This window comes from Stenotrophomonas sp. SMYL89 (genome assembly GCF_036319985.1).
Classification (GTDB): Bacteria; Pseudomonadota; Gammaproteobacteria; order Xanthomonadales; family Xanthomonadaceae; genus Stenotrophomonas; species Stenotrophomonas maltophilia_Q.
Window position 1 is genome coordinate 45,379 of the sequence record NZ_JAWIRW010000005.1, and the last position, 17,340, is coordinate 62,718.

Sequence of the window (17,340 nt, forward strand, 5' to 3'; positions counted from 1 at the left end):
AGGCCGAGGGGCAATGAAAGAGAGCATCCTGGACGTACTGCTGTACCTGTTTGAACACTATTTCAGCGAAGACGCGGACCTGATCCGTGACCGCGATTCGCTCCAGAACGGCCTGATCCAGGCCGGTTTCAGCCCAACCGAGATCAACAAGGCGTTCGACTGGCTCGACGCCCTGGCCGCGCAGCGGCCGAGCGTGGCCCAGGCACGGGTCGATGGCCCCGTGCGCGTCTACCACGGCCCCGAGCTGGACAAGCTGGACGTGGAATGCCGCGGCTTCCTGCTGTACCTGGAACAGCACGGCATCCTCGACGCCGACCAGCGCGAGCTGGTGCTGGACCGGGCGATGGCCCTGGACCAGGACGAACTGGACCTGGACGACCTGAAATGGGTCGTGCTGATGGTGCTGTTCAACCAACCTGGCTCCGAAGCGGCCTATGCCTGGATGGAGACGCAGATGTTCATGGACGAGCCAGAACCCCTGCACTGACCGTACACTTGGGGGCATAGCGCATTCAGGAGCGTCCCCGTGAGCGAGTGGTTCCATGCAGAAGGCAACCGGCAGCAAGGCCCGCTGCCGGCGGAACAGTTGGTCGAGTTGTTCCGCAACAACCAGATCACCCTGGACACCCTGGTCTGGCGCGACGGACTGCCGCAATGGCAGCCGTTGCGCACCGTCGTGGACGAACTCGGCCTGATCGTGCCGGCGCTGGACGCCGCCGCACCGCCGGTCGAACCCGAGCCGGAACCGGAACCCGTCGCACCGCCTCCGCCGCAGCCACCGGTACTGCCGGCGTCCACGCCCTACGCCACCAGTGCATCGGCCACCGTCCTGCCGGCACCGAAAAAGAAGCTGTCCGGCTGTGCGCTGACCGCCATCATCGGTGGTGGCCTGCTGCTGGTGCTGGTGCCGATCCTGGCCATCCTCGCCGCGATCGCACTGCCGGCCTACAACGACTACACCGTGCGCAGCAAAGTCGCTGGCGCCGTGGCCGCGCTGCAGCCGCTGAAGGACCAGGTGCAGCATTTCGCCGATGACGAAGGCCGCTGCCCGGGTGCCAACGACGCCGGTTTCCCGGCCCCGGGCGACTTCGCCCACGCGGGTCTGTCGGCCGTGAACATCGGCCGCTTCAACAACGGCCACTGCGGCATCGAAGCAACGCTGGCGGTACCGGGCAAGGGCATCGACGGCGACCTGCTGTGGCTGGAATACGACCGTGACAGTGGCCGCTGGGCATGCAGCGGCGAAAGCGACGACAAGTACCTGCCGCAGTCGTGCCGCGGCTGAGCCGCGCGCATGCCAGCACCTCCATGGACGATCCAACAGGGAACACGCAATGACTGAGTGGTATTACGCCGAAGGACAGCAGCGCCAGGGCCCGCTGCCGGTGCAGGAAATCCGCCAGCGCTTCCAGCGCGGCCAGTTGAACCTGGACACCCTGGTCTGGCGCGAAGGCATGGACCAGTGGGCGGCGCTGCGCCAGGTGGTCGACGAGCTCGGGCTGCAGACCCTGGCCGATGCAAGTACCGCCACCGGCAGTGGCGGTTTCGACCTGCGCAACGACTATGCGGCCATCGACAACGGTACCGCGCCGCTGCCCGGCACCGGCGCCCTCAGCAGCTCACCCTACAGCGCCCCGGCAGCGCTCGGTGCCGGCGGCCATGTGCAGCCGGTGGTCGGCGGCGAAGTCGTCTATGCGGGCTTCTGGAAGCGCGTGGCAGCCTACGTGATCGACTACTTCGTGCTGGTCATCCCCGGCAGCATCATCGGCGTCATTCTCGGGGTGATCCTCGGCGCCGGCATGGGTGCGGTGGGCAGTGACGAGTCGGCCATCGAGATCGTGGCGCAGCTGGCCAGCGCACTGATCAACTTCGCCATCGGCATGGCGTACTACACCTGGTTCCATGCCTCGAAGGGCGGCGCCACGCTGGGCAAGATGGCGGTGGGCATCAAGGTCGTGCGCGGCAACGGCGAGCGCCTGACCAAGGCCCGCGCGTTCGGTCGTTACTGGGCCATGCTGCTGAGCAGCTTCACCCTCGGCATCGGTTTCCTGATGGCGGCCTTCACCGAGCGCAAGCAGGGCCTGCACGACATGATCTGCGACACCCTGGTGGTCGACCGCTGGGCCTACACCGACCAGCCCCACTTGCAGCGCCGCGAGCTGGGCACCGTCACCGTGCTGGTGCTGGTGTTGACCGGCCTGCTGTCGCTGGCGGGCCTGGCGCTGCTGGTGTTCGCGGTCGGCTTCATCGCCAAGATGGCCTCCTGAACGACCATCCTCACGCCTGGCTGCTTGACACGGGCTGGCCGGGCGTGATTCCTCTAATAAGGTGAAACCTGAACGCCCGGCACATTACCGGGCGTTCAGTTTATGGATTTGCGCGTGGCCGCTTCACTAATGCGGCCATTTGCTCCACCCTAGCGGCCCCTTCCCCACGGTTCGCCCCACAGACCCTGCTGCCATGCCCAAGCACCTGCTCATCGTCGAATCGCCGGCCAAGGCCAAGACGATCAACAAATACCTCGGCAAGGACTACACCGTCCTGGCCTCGTATGGGCATGTGCGTGACCTGATTCCGAAGGAAGGCGCGGTCGACCCGGACAACGGGTTCGCCATGCACTACGACGTGATCGACAAGAACGAGAAGCACGTCGATGCGATCGCCAAGGCCGCCAAGGGCGCCGACGACATCCTGCTGGCGACCGACCCGGATCGCGAGGGTGAGGCGATCAGCTGGCATATCGCCGAGATCCTGAAGGAACGCGGGCTGGTCAAGGACAAGCCGATGCAGCGCGTGGTGTTCACCGAGATCACCCCGCGCGCCATCAAGGAAGCCATCAGCCAGCCGCGCGCGATCGCCAGCGACCTGGTCGATGCCCAGCAGGCGCGCCGCGCGCTGGACTACCTGGTCGGCTTCAACCTGTCGCCGGTGCTGTGGCGCAAGGTCCAGCGCGGCCTGTCCGCAGGCCGCGTGCAGAGCCCGGCGCTGCGCATGATCGTCGAGCGCGAGGAAGAGATCGAAGCCTTCATCGCCCGCGAATACTGGTCGATCGCCGCCGAGTGCGCGCATCCCAGCCAGCACTTCAACGCCAAGCTGATCAAGCTGGACGGGCAGAAGTTCGAGCAGTTCACCATCACCGATGGCGACACCGCTGAAGCGGCGCGCATGCGCATCCAGCAGGCCGCGCAGGGCTCGCTGCACGTCACCGACGTGGCCAGCAAGGAGCGCAAGCGCCGCCCGGCGCCGCCGTTCACCACCTCCACCCTGCAGCAGGAAGCCTCGCGCAAGCTCGGCTTCACCACCCGCAAGACCATGCAGGTGGCGCAGAAGCTGTATGAAGGCGTAGCAATCGGCGAAGAAGGCACCGTCGGCCTGATCTCGTACATGCGTACCGACTCGGTGAACCTGTCGCAGGATGCGCTGGCCGAGATCCGCGACGTGATCGCCCGCGATTACGGCATCGCCTCGCTGCCCGACCAGCCCAACACCTACCAGACCAAGTCGAAGAACGCCCAGGAAGCGCACGAAGCGGTACGCCCGACCTCGGCCCTGCGCACCCCGGCCCAGGTCGCACGCTTCCTCACCGACGACGAGCGCCGCCTGTACGAACTGATCTGGAAGCGTGCAGTGGCTTGCCAGATGATTCCGGCCACGCTCAACACCGTCAGCGTCGACCTGTCGGCCGGCAACGAGCACGTGTTCCGTGCCAGCGGCACCACCGTGGTCGTGCCCGGCTTCCTGGCCGTGTACGAGGAAGGCAAGGACAACAAGAGCGCCGAGGACGAGGACGAAGGCCGCAAGCTGCCGGCCATGAAGCCCGGCGACCGCGTCCCGCTGGAACGCATCCAGGCCGAACAGCATTTCACCCAGCCGCCGCCGCGCTACACCGAAGCGGCGCTGGTGAAGGCGCTGGAAGAGTACGGCATCGGCCGTCCCTCGACCTACGCCTCGATCATCCAGACCCTGTTGTTCCGCAAGTACGTGGAGATGGAAGGTCGCAGCTTCCGCCCGTCCGACGTCGGCCGTGCGGTGTCCAAGTTCCTGTCCAGCCACTTCACCCAGTACGTGGATTACGACTTCACCGCCAAGCTTGAAGACGAGCTCGATGCCGTCTCGCGTGGCGAAGAAGAGTGGATCCCGCTGATGTCGCGCTTCTGGGAACCGTTCAAGGAACTGGTCGAAGACAAGAAGGAATCGGTCGACCGCGCCGAGGCCAGTGGCGCGCGCGAGCTCGGCACCGACCCCAAGACCGGCAAGCCGGTCAGCGTGCGACTGGGCCGCTTCGGGCCGTATGCCGCCATCGGCAGCACCGCCGAGGATGCCGAGGAGAAGCCGAAGTTCGCTTCGCTGCGCCCTGGCCAGTCGATGCACACCATCTCGCTGGAAGACGCGCTGGAACTGTTCCTGATGCCGCGCGCGCTGGGCGAGGACAAGGGCGAGCCGGTCAGCGTCGGCATTGGCCGCTTCGGACCGTTCGCCAAGCGCGGCAGTACCTATGCCTCGCTGAAGAAGGAAGACGACCCGTACACCATCGACCTGGCCCGCGCCGTGTTCCTGATCGAAGAGAAGGAAGAGATCGCGCGCAACCGGATCATCAAGGAGTTCGAGGGCAGCGACATCCAGGTGCTGAACGGCCGCTTCGGCCCGTACATCAGCGACGGCAGGATGAACGGCAAGATCCCCAAGGATCGCGAACCGGCCTCGCTGACCTTGGCTGAAGTGCAGCAGCTGATGGAAGAAACCGGCAAGCCGGTGCGCAAGGGCTTCGGTGCCAAGAAGGCCGCTGCGAAGAAGGCGCCGGCCAAGAAGGCCGCGGTGAAGAAGGAAGCCGCGCCGAAGAAGGCTGCCGCCAAGAAGGCACCGGCCAAGAAGGCAGTGAAGAAGGTGGTGAAGAAGGCTGCCGCGAAGAAGGCACCGGCCAAGAAGGCCGCCAAGAAGTAAATCCACGCCATGCGTGGATGAGGCGAGTGCGGGCCAACGGTCCGCACCCACCCGGGTTGCAGGTTCCACCCCCTCTGCACGCTGCAGGGGGATAATGAAGGCCCACGCCGGGCCGGTCGCCGCCATGAAAGAACTCACGCTGGACTCTGCTGTCGCCACGCTCCGCGCGGGCGGCGTGATCGCCTACCCGACCGAAGCGGTCTGGGGCCTGGGCTGTGACCCTTCGCACGAAGCGGCAGTGCACACGGTGCTGCGGTTGAAACAGCGACCGATCGAGAAGGGCATGATCCTCGTTGCCGCCGAACTGCCTCAGCTGGAAGGCTGGGTGCGCCTGCAGGCGCTGCCGGATGCACGCCAACGCGCAGTACTGGCCAGCTGGCCCGGCGCCAACACCTGGATCCTGCCGGCCGGACCCCGTGCCCAGCCGTGGGTCACCGGAGAGCACAGCGGCATCGCCGTACGCATCAGCGCCCACCCGCTGGTGGCCGAACTCTGCCGTGCCTGGGGAGGCCCGCTGGTCTCCACCAGCGCCAACCTGGCCGGCGAGCCCCCAGCGCGCCGCCGCGAAGAACTGGATCCACGCCTGCTGCGCCTGCTCGACGGCATCCTCGATGGCGAAACCGGTGGCCTGGCCCAGCCCACCCCGATCCGCGACGCGCTCAGCGGCAACGTGCTGCGCTCCTGATCGGCCAATTGCGCTGCCCCGGACAATCACGCACCCTGCCTTCATGAACCTGCTGCGCACCGCCCTGGGACTGTGCCTGCTGCTGCCATCGATGGCACCGGCGGCCGAGGATGTGCGCGTTTACCGCTGCGTCGCCAGCAACGGTGCGGTGGCCCTGCAGGACACGCCCTGCAACAGCGGCCGCCAGGAAGTCCGCGACCTGCAGCGCCCGCGCGATCCAGCGCCGCGGGTGGTTCGCAGCGATGCTTCGCCCGCACCGCCGGACGAAGCTCCGGTGATGCGTGACCGCGAGGTCCGCCACGTCTACATCCAACCGCCGCAGCCGCTGTACGAATGCGTGCGCGACGACGGCCAGCGCTATACCAGCGACAGCAACGAGGGCAATCCGCGTTGGGTGCCGTTGTGGACCAGCGTCTGGCTGCCACACGGGCATCGGGGCCCGGCCTACCCGGGTCCGCGCCCGGCCATCGGCACACCGATCGGTTCGCCCGTCGGCGAGGGTGCAGGTTACCGGCCGCCGGCAGTCGGCGTGGGCGTGCAGGTCCCGGCCGGCAGCGTGCTGGTGCGCGACAGTTGCCACGCGCTGCCGCCGCAGGAGGTCTGCGCACGCCTGCGCGACCGCCGCTGGGAACTGGATCGTCGCTACAACAGCGCACTGCAGAGCGAGCGCACCGCCATCAGCAACGAGCAGCGTGGCATCGACGCGCGCCTGTCACGCGACTGCCAGCGCTGAGCGCAGCCCGGCATCGCAGCCTGTACGCTGTAGGCATGAACAGACTGATCTGGCTGGCCCTGGGGTTGTTGCCCGGCACGGCACTGGCCGAAGCCGGCGTGGTGTACCGCTGCACGTCCAGCAACAGCGACATACCGACCCTGCAACGTACGCCCTGCCCGTCCGGAACCAAGCAGCAGGTGCTGCGCGTGCCCGAGCCGGCCAGTGCACAGCCGGCGGTGGTCGCCGCGCCCCAGGCACCAGCACCTGTTGTCACCAGGACGCCCGCCGCGGCTCCGACCAGGCCCGAAGCAGTGCCTGCGGCCGCAGCGGCACCAAGGCGCGCGGACGAAGGGCGCACCATCATGGAAGCGGGAATGGTTGAACGCGAAGGTGGCAACCAGATTCTCGACAGTGCGACCCTGCGCCGTGATGCCGACGCTCGTGCCGAAGCAGGCAACGGACCACCGAAGCCACCACTTCCCCCGATCTTCCAGTGCACCGACGGACAGGGTGGTAGCTATCTGCACGAGTACGAGGCATCACCCGGCCGCTGCGAACCGATGACGGTGCAGGGCCTGGGCGGGGTCACGCCGATGAACGCGGCCGGCTGCGAAGTCGTGCGCGACCGTTGCGAGGAACTGCCCGAAGCACAGCGATGCGGCAGCTGGCAGCAGCGCTTCCGCGATGCACGCGGCCGTGAGCGCTTCGCCGCGCCGGAGAACCGCGAAACCGCGCGCGGAGAACGCGAGCGGCTGCAGGGCGTGCTGGAGGCCAGTATCTGCCCGGTACCGGGGTGACAGCGGCGGCATGGCCGCACCAGCCCAAGGGGTGGATCTGTTGTAGAGCCGAGCCATGCTCGGCTGCCGTTGGCGGAATGCAGCCGAGCATGGGCTCGGCTCTACAGCAGAGCGATCAGAACCCGTAACGCAGGAAACCGCCATCCACCGCGATGCACTCACCAGTGACATAGCTGGCGGCCGGCAGGCACAGGAAGCCCACGGCCGCGGCCACTTCCTCCGGCTCGCCAATGCGGCGCATCGGCGTGCGGTTGATCACTTCCTCGTAGTAATCCGGGTCCGACAACGGACCGGAGGTCCGCCGCGTGCGGATGTACCACGGCGCCACGGCATTGACCCGGATGCCATCCTCGGCCCACTCGACGGCCAGGTTGCGGGTCATCTGGTGCATCGCGGCCTTGGTCATGCCGTAGACCACGCCGCTGCGCACGTGGGTCAGGCCGGACACGCTGCCGACGTTGACGATCGACGAAGATGCGTGGCGAGCCAGCAGTGGATGCGCGTAGCGCGATAGCTCGAACGCCGAGAACAGGTTGGTCTCGAAGATCTTCCGCCATTCGTCCTCGGAATACTCCGTGGCCGCCTTGGTGACGTTGCCACCGGCGTTGTTGACCAGGATGTGCAGGCCATCGCTGTGGTCTTCCACCCAGTCCAGGATCTGGCGGCGGTCTTCGTCGTCGGAGACATCGGCGGCCAGCGCGTGCACCTGCATCTGCGGATACACGTCCAGCAGCTCGTCGCGCGCGGTCTCCAGCATGTCGATGTCGCGCCCGACGATCATCAGGTCAGCGCCGAAGCCGGCCAGTTCATGCGCGATGGCCAGGCCGATACCGGCGCTGGCGCCGGTAATCAGGGCCGTCTGGCCGTCCAGGCGCCACCGTTGCTGGGTCATGTGTCCTCCGGGGCCGCGCCCGCTGCATTTCGATGCGGCAAGGATACGCGCTCACGGTGGCCCCCTGCCGGGGATGCGACACTGCACCTACGCCCACCGCGGAGAGCCGCCATGCGCATCCTGACCCTGTCCTCGTCCCTGCTGGCCAGCGTGCTGCTGGTGGCCTGCCAGCGGCCGCCGACGCCGAACCCGGAGAAGCCACCGGTGCCCAAGGCGATGTCGCGCGCGATGCAGGAGCCGCTGGACCGTGCGAAGGACGCACGGAAGGCCGTGGAAGAGGCCGCTGCACGCGAGCGCAAGGCCGAAGCCGACGCGACGCAATGACGGGTCGCTTGTGGGGTCAGAGCCCTTTTCTGAGCAAAGGGATCCGACCCCATGAACGAAAACGCCCGGCCGAAGCCGGGCGTTTCCAAGAGATCCACGCCATGCGTGGATGCTTTCCGATCAGAACCCGCAGAAGCAATACGCCAGCGCCTTCACCGGCGCGCCATTGCCCTTCTCGCGGGCCGCGTTCTCGACGAAGCGCAACTGGGTGTCCACTTCCGGCATCGTGCGCGCCAGCATCATCCTCGCCATGCCCGAGTCGGACAGCATCCAGGCACCGGCGCGGCTGCCGGCGAAACCGCTGACGAACTGCGCGAACGGCGTCGCCGCCTTCTCGATGTAGCGCACGCGGTAGGCATCGGCCTTGCCCAGCTTGGCACGGCTGGCGGCATCGGCCACGGCGTCCTTCAGGCCACCGAAGGCGTCGACCAGGCCACGTTCCTTGGCCTGCGCACCGCTCCACACGCGGCCACGGGCCACTTCATCGACCGCCTCGACCGGTTTCTTGCGGGCATCGGCGACGCGACCGGTGAAGTCGGCATAGCCCTTGTTGATCACCGTCTGGATGACCTGGCCCACGGCCGGGTCCATCGGGCGGGTGACGTCGAAGGCACCGGCGAAGCGGGTGGTGCCCACGCCGTCGGTATGCACGCCAATCTTGTCCAGCGCGCGGCTGAAGTTCGGCACCATGCCGAAGATGCCGATCGAACCGGTGATGGTCGACGGATCGGCGTAGATGCGATCGGCGTTCATGCTGATCCAGTAGCCACCGGAAGCGGCCAGGTCACCCATCGACACCACCACCGGCTTGCCGGCGGCCTGCAGCGCCACCACTTCGCGGCGGATCTGCTCGGAGGCGAACACTTCACCGCCCGGCGAATCCACGCGCAGCACCACGGCCTTCACGTTCTCGTCGTCACGCGCGGCACGCAGCAGCGCCGAAGTCGATTCGCCACCGATGCGGCCGGCCGGCAGGTCACCGCCGCTGATCTCGCCTTCGGCCACCACCACCGCCACCTGCGGACGCGAGTCCACCGGGTTGCGGCGCGCGTCGAGCAGGGCCAGGTAACGACCGAAGTCGACGTTGCGGAAACCGCCGTCGGCATCGTCGTCGGCCACCCCGCGCTCGATCATCAGATCCTCGAATTCCTCGCGGGTCTTCAGTGCGGTCACCAGCTTCTGCTGCAGGGCGAACTTGGCCAGGTCGCCACCGGCGGCGATGCCTTCCGGCAGCGTGTCGATGCCGGCGGCCAGCTGTGCCGGATCCAGGCGGCGTGCCTTGGCGATGTCGGCCAGGTAGCGCTGCCACACATCGTTCATCCAGAACAGGTCGGCTTCCTTCGAAGCCGGCGACGCCGCATCAAGCACGTACGGCTCGGCGGCGGACTTGTACTCGCCCACCTTGAACAGGTGCACGTCCACGCCCAGCTTGTCCTGCAGGCCGGTGCGGAAGTACTGGCGGTAGCGGCCCAGGCCCTCGAGCACCACCGACCCCATCGGGTCCAGGTAGACCTCGTCGGCCTGTGCGGCCAGCAGGTACTGCGACTGGCCCATGCTCTCGCTGTAGGCCACCAGCTGCTTGCCGGACGCACGAAGGTCCTGCAGCGCCGCGGCCACTTCACGCAGCGAGGCGAAGCCCGACGGCTGCAGCTTGTCCAGCTCCAGCACCACGCGCTCGATCTTCTTGTCTTCCTTGGCCGACTCGATCACCCGCAACAGGTCGCGCAGCTGGATCTCTTCGGCGCCGTTGTCGCCCACCGCCTTGGCCAGCGCACGGCTGACCGGATCAGCGCTGAACTGCTCGACCAGGCGGCCTTCCGGCGCGATCACCAGGGTGGTGCGGTCCTGCAGCGATTTGCTGGCACCGGCGCCCATGCCGGCGGCGATGACGAACATCACCAGCAGCAGGAACAGCAGGCCGAAGAACACCAGGTTGAGAATCAACCGGCGGGTGAAGTTCATGACGTCCCACAGCCCGATGAAGAAACTGGCGACGGGATTGCGACGCGCCGGGGGCAGTGGGGGCACGGGTTGATTCATGGAGCGCTCCGGATGGCTTCTTGCCGTGGTACCAGCATAGCCGGTGCCGCGTGATGCGGCATCGGACACAAGTCAGGGGATCGCCCGCCATGGGTCGGCATGGCAGGCGGGAGGATCAGGACAGCATCGACTGGCCGATGCGCAGGCTGCTGCGGCGCAGGCGCCAGCCCATCAGGATGGCGGCGGCGGTCAGGCCGACGATCAGGCCGATCCACATGCCCTGCGGGCCCATGCCCAGGCCCAGGCCGAGCCCGGCGCCGAGCGGCATGCCCAGGCCCCAATACGCGAACATGGCGATGAACATCGGCACGCGGGTGTCCTTCAGGCCACGCAGCGCACCGGCCGACAGCACCTGGATGCCATCCGGGAACTGGAAGGTAGCCGCGTACAGCAGCAGCGTCGAGGCCAGGCCGGCCACCGCCAGGTCGTTGGTGTAGACACCGACGATGGCGTCGTGGCCGAACAGCAGCACCGCCGCCGACAGCGTCTGCGTGCCCATGATGATCGCGTAACCGGCCCACGCCGCGCGGCGCACACCAAAGCCATCGCCGCGGCCGACCGCATGGCCGACGCGCACGGTGGTGGCCTCGGCCACGCCCATCGGGATCATGAAGCACAGCTGCGCCACGTTGATCGCAATCTGGTGCGCGGCCGCTTCATTGGCACCGAGGCGGCCGATGAGCAGCGCGGTGACGATGAACAGGCCGCCTTCCATCAGCACGGTGATGCCGATCGGCAGACCGGTGCGCAGCAATTCCCAGATCGCCTTCCAGCGCGGCCCCTCGAAGTGCGAGAACAGCTGCAGGTGGGCGAAGCGCTTGGTGAACCACAGGTAGGTGGCGAACGCGATCGCCTGCAGCCACATCATCACCGCCGAGGCGATGCCGAGGCCCTCCGCGCCCATTTCCGGGAAGCCGAGCTTGCCGTTGGCCAGCACGTAGCCCATCGGCGCCAGCACCAGCAGGCCGCCGAAGCCGAGCAGCATGGTCGGCAGCGTCCAGTGCATGCCCTCGCTGAGGTAGCGCATGCAGAAGTACAGGGTCAGCGCCGGACCACCCCAGCGCACCGCATGCAGGAACGCGGTGGCACCCGGCACGATGTCCGGCGCGATGCCGAACGCCGGCAGCAGCGGTGGCACCACGGTGAGGAAGGTGAACATGATCAGGCCCAGGCCCAGCGCCAGCCACAGTGCCTGGCGGAACAGCGGGCCGATCTCGCGCTCGCGGCCGGCGCCATGCAGCTGCGACACCGATGCGGTAAGCGAGATCAGGGTGCCGATCGGGATCAGCATCGGCAGCCACAGCAGCGCCGTGCCGATGGTCACCGCAGCCAGGGTCGCGGTGGCGTGGTGGCCGGCAATCACGTTGTCGACGAAGGAGATCAGGCCGGTGGACACATGCCCGAGCACAAGCGGCAGGGCGAGCAGACCGGTGGCGCCGACTTCCTTGCTGAAGCGCGGCGTGGAGGTTGCAGTAGACATAAGGTGCTTGACGCGAACTACGGTTGCGCGCGAAGGGCACAGGCACCGGGTTGCGGCCGGTCATCTTACGCGCGCAGCGCGCGCATTCCCATGACATGGCGTGAATGCCGGGTTCCGGCAGGCCCCGGCATCACGCGTTGCGATCGCGTTACCGGAAAAGACGCCCCCCTGTAGAGTCGACTGTCAGTCGACTGCTCTTCATACAGGACCGCGAAAACCCCGCGCTGCGCGCGGAAGTCGACTGACAGTCGACTCTACCCTGTCGAGGTTACCCGTCGACGCTACGCCTTCGGGTTTACTGGCCGGCCTGGCGCTTGAGCCAGGTGTCGCGCTCGGCGGCGGGCACGGCGAGGAACGCGCCACGCACCGTGTCGCGTTCCTGCGGTGGCGTGCGCTGCGCGACCAGGGTCAGCTGGGCCAGCTGCGCCGGGCTGAGCTGGCGCAGCACGGCCAGCGCGGCCTCGCGCTGTTCCGGTGGCACGAAGCCGAACAGGCCATGCAGCTTGGGGAACTCCAGTCCCAGCTGCGGGCCCAGCCGCCAGCCTTCACGGAAGGCCTGGTCCTGCGCCTGGAACTGCTGGCGCAGACGCTGCTGCTGGTCCGCCGGCAGCGCGTTGAACCGCGCCGCAGCCTGCCGGATGCGCTCCCGCTCGCTCTCCGGCAGGGCGCGCCAGGCCGCGTAGTCGGCTCGGCGCTGACGCTGCTGCGGAGCATCGAGCTGGGCAAACGATGCGGGCGCAGCAGGTGCAGCTGCCGGCGCTGGCGCGGCAGATGAGGTGGCCGGCACCGGCGGCGGCAATGGGACGTTCAAGGTCTGCGGCGCAGCGGACAGCGACAGCGGCAGGGCCAGCAGCAGGCTGGCGAATACGGTCTTATTCATCGGCAGCAGCGGTTTCCAGCGTGGCGCTGGCCGGCTCCGGCCGGCTCGGTCTGGATTGCGATTCATCCACCGGCAACGGGCCGCCCGCGGCGGTCCAGGCATACAGATCGGCATCAGCCACCAGCGGATAGTCGCGATCAGCCAGCATCGCGGCGTCGTCGGAGGCCTGGGCCGGGGTTGCATCCGGCGTGGCGTTGACCTTGCTCGGCGGAAGCGCTTCCACCGTGACCGGGCCAGCTTCACCCACGACACCTTCCGGCAGCGGAGCATCGCTACCGGATGAATGTACTTGCCAGTAGCGCCAGCCCAGCGCCGCGGCCAACAGCACCGCCACCGTCACCAGCAGGATCACCGGACCGCGCCAGCGCGGCCTGGCATTGGGACGCCGCCGCTTGCCCTGGGCGGCCGCACGGTCATCGCGCTGCGGTGCGCGCCAACTGGTCGAGGGAGCTTCATTGCTGGCGGCTGGTGCAGCTGGCTGCTGCAGCTGCTGCAGGCGCTTGGCCGGCAGGTCGCGGATGCGCAGCTGCACCTGTTCGGCCAGCTGGCGCCAGGCCGACGCATCGGGCTGGCCATGTGCATCGCGGGGGCAGGCATCGGCCAGCAGGTGCTGGTAGCCCGCTTCGTCCTGGTCGAGCACGCGCATGGCGATGCCCTCGTCCAGACTGCCGCCCACCCGCAGGAGGAGCGCCAAGCGTGGCAGCGGTCCCATCCCGCCCAGCGCAGCCAACGGCGGCAGCCACTGGCCGCCCACCGGCTCGCGCAGCGCCTGGCGCTGGCCCAGCAGGGTCCAGAAGCGGGTCGGCCACTGCGCCATCGGCAGGTCGCTGGCCACCGCGGCAAAGGCGCGCATCACCGCCACCAGGGTCTGCTCGGCACGCGCGGCGTCGCCGCACTGCAGCTCAGCCACCACCAGGGCGCGGCGCTCGACGCCGCGCAGGAACGCCGACAGCGCGCCGGCCGCGGTCGAGGAAACAGGGGCGGGCACAGCCGTCATCGGTCACTCCAAAGGTCTGCCAGCATGATAGCGGCAGCCCCTCGGCACCCGTAGGACTTGCGCCCAAAGGCACTTCGTGCTGCAGGTTGTGCACAGCACCACGCCCGCCTCGGGGAAAACTGCGGCATCCAGCTGAATTCACTCTGTTTCAGCAATGTTTCACACTCAAGTTGTTGATTTTGAATGACTTTGAAGTGTGGCGATTTTTTGACCAACCCAAGCGTGAGCTCGTCGCCATCGGCCTCCTGCGTTCCCGTCGACCGGTAACGCACAACGTTATCCACAGAACATGTGGATAAGACTGAATCTCCAATGGACACCGATATTTAGGTGACATTTATGATTCAACGGGGGCTCCCCGGCCGCCTCCGCCCCCTGCCATTCGCGCGCGCATGGCCCGTTACACTGGCCCGATGCTTTCACCCATTCCGACCCTGCAGGTCGCCCTGCCCGTCCCGCTGCCACGCCTGTTCGACTACCTGTCGCCGGAGGGCGATGGGCCCACGGTCGCGGTCGGCTGCCGCCTGAAGGTGCCGTTCGGCAACCGCGAGCTGGTCGGCGTGGTGGTCGGCCACGGCCAGACCGATGACGGCCAGGGACTACGCCAGGCCCTGGCGTGGTGCGACCCGCAACCGCTGCTGCAGGGCGAGTTGTGGCAGAGCCTGCAGTGGCTGGCGCGCTACACCCATGCGCCGCTGGGCGAGGTGCTGAGCACCGCCCTGCCGGGCCCGCTGCGCCATGGCGACGCCCTGCCCGACACCCACCACTGGGGATGGCAGCTGACCGCCGAAGGCCGCGCCCAGCGCGAAAAACTGCGTGCCGGCAGCCGCCCCCGGCAACTGGCCGAACTGCTGGCCGACGCCATCGTCGATGAAGACGTGCTGGGAGAACGCATGGACGACTGGCGCACCGCCGCGCGCAGCCTCGCCAAGCGGGAACTGGCCGAGCGCGTAGCGCTGAGCGTGGCGCCGCAGCACGCGCAGCCACTGCCCGGCCCCACCCTCAACCCGGACCAGGCCGAGGCCGTGGCGGCAATCAACGCAGTCGAGGGCTTCCAACCGTTCCTCCTGGATGGCGTAACCGGCAGCGGCAAGACCGAGGTCTACCTGCAGGCCATCATCCACTGCCTGGCGCAAGGCAAGCAGGCGCTGGTGCTGGTGCCGGAAATCGGCCTCACCCCGCAGACCCTGGCACGCTTCCGCGGCCGCCTCGGCATCGCCGTGCATGCACTGCATTCGGGGTTGAACGACAACGAGCGCGCGCGCGTCTGGGCTGCGGCTTCGCGTGGCGAGGCACGGGTCATCGTCGGCACCCGCTCGGCGGTGTTCACGCCATTGCCGCAGGCCGGGCTGCTGATCATCGACGAGGAACACGACGGCAGCTACAAGCAGCAGGACGGCATCCGCTATCACGCGCGCGATTTCGCTCTGGTGCGCGCCAAGGCACTAGGCATTCCGGTGCTGCTCGGCAGTGCCACCCCTTCGCTGGAAACCCTGCACAACGCCTATGCCGGGCGCTACACCCACCTGCGCCTGAAGCAGCGTGCCGGTGATGCGCGGCCACCGCGCGTGCGCATCCTCGATGTGCGCAAGCGGCCGCTGCACGATGGCCTCTCGGCTGATGTGCTGGCCGGCATCGGCGAGCACCTGCAGCGCGGCCAGCAGGTGCTGGTGTTCAAGAACCGCCGTGGCTACGCGCCGGTGCTGCTGTGCCACGACTGCGGCTGGACCGCACCGTGCAACCGCTGCGATGCGCCGATGACCGTGCATGGCGGCGGCCGTCGCCTGCAGTGCCATCACTGTGGCGCGCGGCAACCGGCACCGCTGGCATGCCCCGCGTGCGGCAGCCTGGCGCTGCAACCGCAGGGCATCGGCACCGAGCGCCTGGAAGAGCATCTCACCGCCGCCTTCGCCGATTTTCCGGTTGTGCGCATCGACCGCGGCACCACGTCACGCCGCGATGCACTGGAACAACAGCTGGCGAAACTGGGCGACCAGCCCGGCATCCTGGTCGGCACGCAGATCCTGGCCAAGGGCCACGACCTGCCCAAGCTGACCCTGGTGGTGGTGGTCGGCATTGATGAAGGCCTGTTCTCGGCCGACTTCCGCGCCAGCGAGAAACTGGCGCAGCAGCTGATCCAGGTGGCGGGCCGTGCGGGTCGTGCACGTGATCCCGGCGAGGTCTGGCTGCAGACCCATCACCCCGGGCATCCACTGCTGGAAACGCTGGTCAGCGGTGGCTACCACCCGTTCGCACAGGCCGAATTGAACCAGCGCCAGGCCGCCGGATTCCCCCCCTTCGCGCATCTGGCGCTGATGCGCGCCGAAGCGCAGCAGGTGGAGCATGCCAATGCGTTCCTGCTGGCAGCGCGACAGCTGCTGGGCGAGCAGAACGTGGTGGAGGCGTATGGGCCGATGCCGGCGCCAATGCCGCGGCGCGCCGGCTACCAGCGCACGCAGCTGCTGCTGTCTGCCGTGCACCGGCCGCCACTGCACGGCGTGCTCGGGCAGCTGGTGCCACAGCTGTACGCGCTGCCGGAAGCACGCAAGGTGCGCTGGTCGCTGGATGTGGATCCGACGGATCTGTATTGAGGGGTCAGAGCCCACCCGTCGGGTGGGATCCGACCCCGCGGTATTGGGGTCGGATCCCTTTTCGCAGAAAAGGGCTCTGACCCCGAACGCTCTCGCTTAGGTCAGCGGCGACATCACGCCGCGCTGGTAGGCGGGACGCTCGCGAAGGCGGGCGTACCATTCGGCCAGGTGCGGAAGCTCCGGGCGCTGGATCGGCAGTTCGAACCAGGCGTAGATCAGCGAGCCCAGCGGGATGTCACCCATCGCGAATTTTTCGCCCGACAGCCACGGCTGCCTGGCCAGGGTGGCATCGGCCATCGCCAGGTAGTCACCGGCACGGACGATGGCCGCGCTGATCCGCGCTTCGTCGCGGTCGGCCGGGGCGGTGCGCATGATGCCCCAGATCAGGTCGCTGTACAGCGGCGCCATCCGCGAGGTGCTCCAGTCCATCCACTTCTCGGCCTGGGCGCGCTCCATCGGGTCTTCGGCGTACAGCGTGCCCAATGCGTAGCGTGCGCTCAGATAGCGCACGATGGCGTTCGATTCCCACAGCGGCAGGCCGTGGTCTTCGATCACCGGTACCAGGCCATTGGGATTCATCGCCTGGTATTCCGGCGTCTGCGTGCCGCCATGGCTGCCACCGACTTCGATGGATTCATACGGCAGGCCGATCTCCTCGGCACACCACAGTACTTTGCGGACGTTGCTGGAATTGCGGCGGCCCCAGATCTTCAACATTGCGGATTTCCTTGCCTGCAGCGGTGCGCCACGGTGGCGCGGAAACGCTACGATACGCCCATCCACAGGGAGAGACGACGTGACTGCATGGGATGCTTTGAACTACGTTCTGCTGGCAGCAGGGCTGGGGATGCTGGTGCTGGGCTACCGCCGCTCCAATCGCAATCTGCTGCTGTGTGCGGGCCTGTTGCTGCTGGCCTTCAACGGCGTTGAGGATTTCGCCGCCGGGTTCGCCGACGGCTATGCGAATTCGGAAGCACGGGTGATCTGACCCGTTTGGG

16 protein-coding genes are annotated in these 17,340 nt (G+C 67.8%); 10 read left to right on the plus strand and 6 right to left on the minus strand.

Annotated features, from left to right (window positions below):
• Positions 1-13: 13 nt before the first annotated feature.
• The 7 genes from V3B41_RS07875 (at position 14) to V3B41_RS07905 (ending at position 7,138) form a co-directional block, all read left to right on the plus strand.
• Positions 14-487 carry a DUF494 family protein gene (locus V3B41_RS07875; RefSeq protein ID WP_005411195.1) on the plus strand — a complete coding sequence of 158 codons (474 nt, stop codon included), beginning with the start codon at positions 14-16 and terminating at the stop codon, positions 485-487.
• Positions 488-526: 39 nt separating this feature from the next.
• Complete coding sequence (locus tag V3B41_RS07880; protein WP_295550419.1) at positions 527-1,285, plus strand: pilin; 759 nt, start codon at positions 527-529, stop codon at positions 1,283-1,285.
• Positions 1,286-1,334: 49 nt separating this feature from the next.
• Positions 1,335-2,267, plus strand: coding sequence for an RDD family protein (locus V3B41_RS07885; protein WP_049428925.1), 933 nt, complete (start codon positions 1,335-1,337; stop codon positions 2,265-2,267).
• Positions 2,268-2,460: 193 nt separating this feature from the next.
• Entirely contained in the window at positions 2,461-4,941 is a 2,481-nt protein-coding gene (locus V3B41_RS07890; protein ID WP_197620484.1) for a DNA topoisomerase I, read from the plus strand.
• 94 nt (positions 4,942-5,035) lie between these two features.
• Positions 5,036-5,626 carry a Sua5/YciO/YrdC/YwlC family protein gene (locus V3B41_RS07895; protein WP_080354994.1) on the plus strand — a complete coding sequence of 197 codons (591 nt, stop codon included), beginning with the start codon at positions 5,036-5,038 and terminating at the stop codon, positions 5,624-5,626.
• A gap of 43 nt (positions 5,627-5,669) precedes the next feature.
• Complete coding sequence (locus V3B41_RS07900; RefSeq protein WP_049428924.1) at positions 5,670-6,359, plus strand: DUF4124 domain-containing protein; 690 nt, start codon at positions 5,670-5,672, stop codon at positions 6,357-6,359.
• Between the two features lie 35 nt (positions 6,360-6,394).
• Positions 6,395-7,138: a hypothetical protein gene (locus V3B41_RS07905; protein WP_329860596.1), complete on the plus strand. Its 744-nt coding sequence runs from the start codon at positions 6,395-6,397 to the stop codon at positions 7,136-7,138.
• A 115-nt stretch (positions 7,139-7,253) separates the two neighbouring features.
• Here the strand turns inward: V3B41_RS07905 and V3B41_RS07910 are convergent, their stop codons facing one another.
• The gene (locus V3B41_RS07910) at positions 7,254-8,030 is read right to left on the minus strand and encodes an SDR family oxidoreductase (protein ID WP_019660789.1); all 777 of its coding nucleotides are present in this window, start codon (positions 8,028-8,030) and stop codon (positions 7,254-7,256) included.
• 111 nt (positions 8,031-8,141) lie between these two features.
• Here V3B41_RS07910 and V3B41_RS07915 point away from each other — a divergent pair, with 111 nt between their 5' ends.
• Positions 8,142-8,354 (plus strand): hypothetical protein, encoded by a 213-nt coding sequence (locus tag V3B41_RS07915; protein ID WP_164136776.1) that lies wholly within the window; start codon positions 8,142-8,144, stop codon positions 8,352-8,354.
• Positions 8,355-8,474: 120 nt separating this feature from the next.
• On the opposite strand, the gene sppA is transcribed toward V3B41_RS07915, so the two are convergent.
• From sppA to V3B41_RS07935, 4 genes are all read right to left on the minus strand, one after another.
• Positions 8,475-10,394, minus strand: coding sequence for a signal peptide peptidase SppA (gene sppA, locus V3B41_RS07920; protein ID WP_329860597.1), 1,920 nt, complete (start codon positions 10,392-10,394; stop codon positions 8,475-8,477).
• A gap of 115 nt (positions 10,395-10,509) precedes the next feature.
• Complete coding sequence (locus V3B41_RS07925; RefSeq protein WP_014038646.1) at positions 10,510-11,874, minus strand: MATE family efflux transporter; 1,365 nt, start codon at positions 11,872-11,874, stop codon at positions 10,510-10,512.
• A gap of 295 nt (positions 11,875-12,169) precedes the next feature.
• Complete coding sequence (locus tag V3B41_RS07930) at positions 12,170-12,754, minus strand: DUF3106 domain-containing protein (protein WP_049427519.1); 585 nt, start codon at positions 12,752-12,754, stop codon at positions 12,170-12,172.
• Positions 12,747-13,751: a hypothetical protein gene (locus tag V3B41_RS07935; RefSeq protein WP_329860598.1), complete on the minus strand. Its 1,005-nt coding sequence runs from the start codon at positions 13,749-13,751 to the stop codon at positions 12,747-12,749. The genes V3B41_RS07930 and V3B41_RS07935 overlap by 8 nt, the downstream gene beginning before the upstream one ends.
• 413 nt (positions 13,752-14,164) lie before the next feature.
• On the opposite strand from V3B41_RS07935, the gene V3B41_RS07940 reads away from it, so the two are divergent.
• Entirely contained in the window at positions 14,165-16,342 is a 2,178-nt protein-coding gene (locus tag V3B41_RS07940) for a primosomal protein N' (RefSeq protein WP_329860772.1), read from the plus strand.
• Positions 16,343-16,438: 96 nt separating this feature from the next.
• Here the strand turns inward: V3B41_RS07940 and V3B41_RS07945 are convergent, their stop codons facing one another.
• On the minus strand, positions 16,439-17,059 hold the full coding sequence (locus tag V3B41_RS07945; protein ID WP_197632491.1) for a glutathione S-transferase: 621 nt from the start codon (positions 17,057-17,059) through the stop codon (positions 16,439-16,441).
• Between the two features lie 79 nt (positions 17,060-17,138).
• Here V3B41_RS07945 and V3B41_RS07950 point away from each other — a divergent pair, with 79 nt between their 5' ends.
• Entirely contained in the window at positions 17,139-17,330 is a 192-nt protein-coding gene (locus tag V3B41_RS07950) for a hypothetical protein (RefSeq protein ID WP_152906551.1), read from the plus strand.
• Positions 17,331-17,340 lie beyond the last annotated feature (10 nt).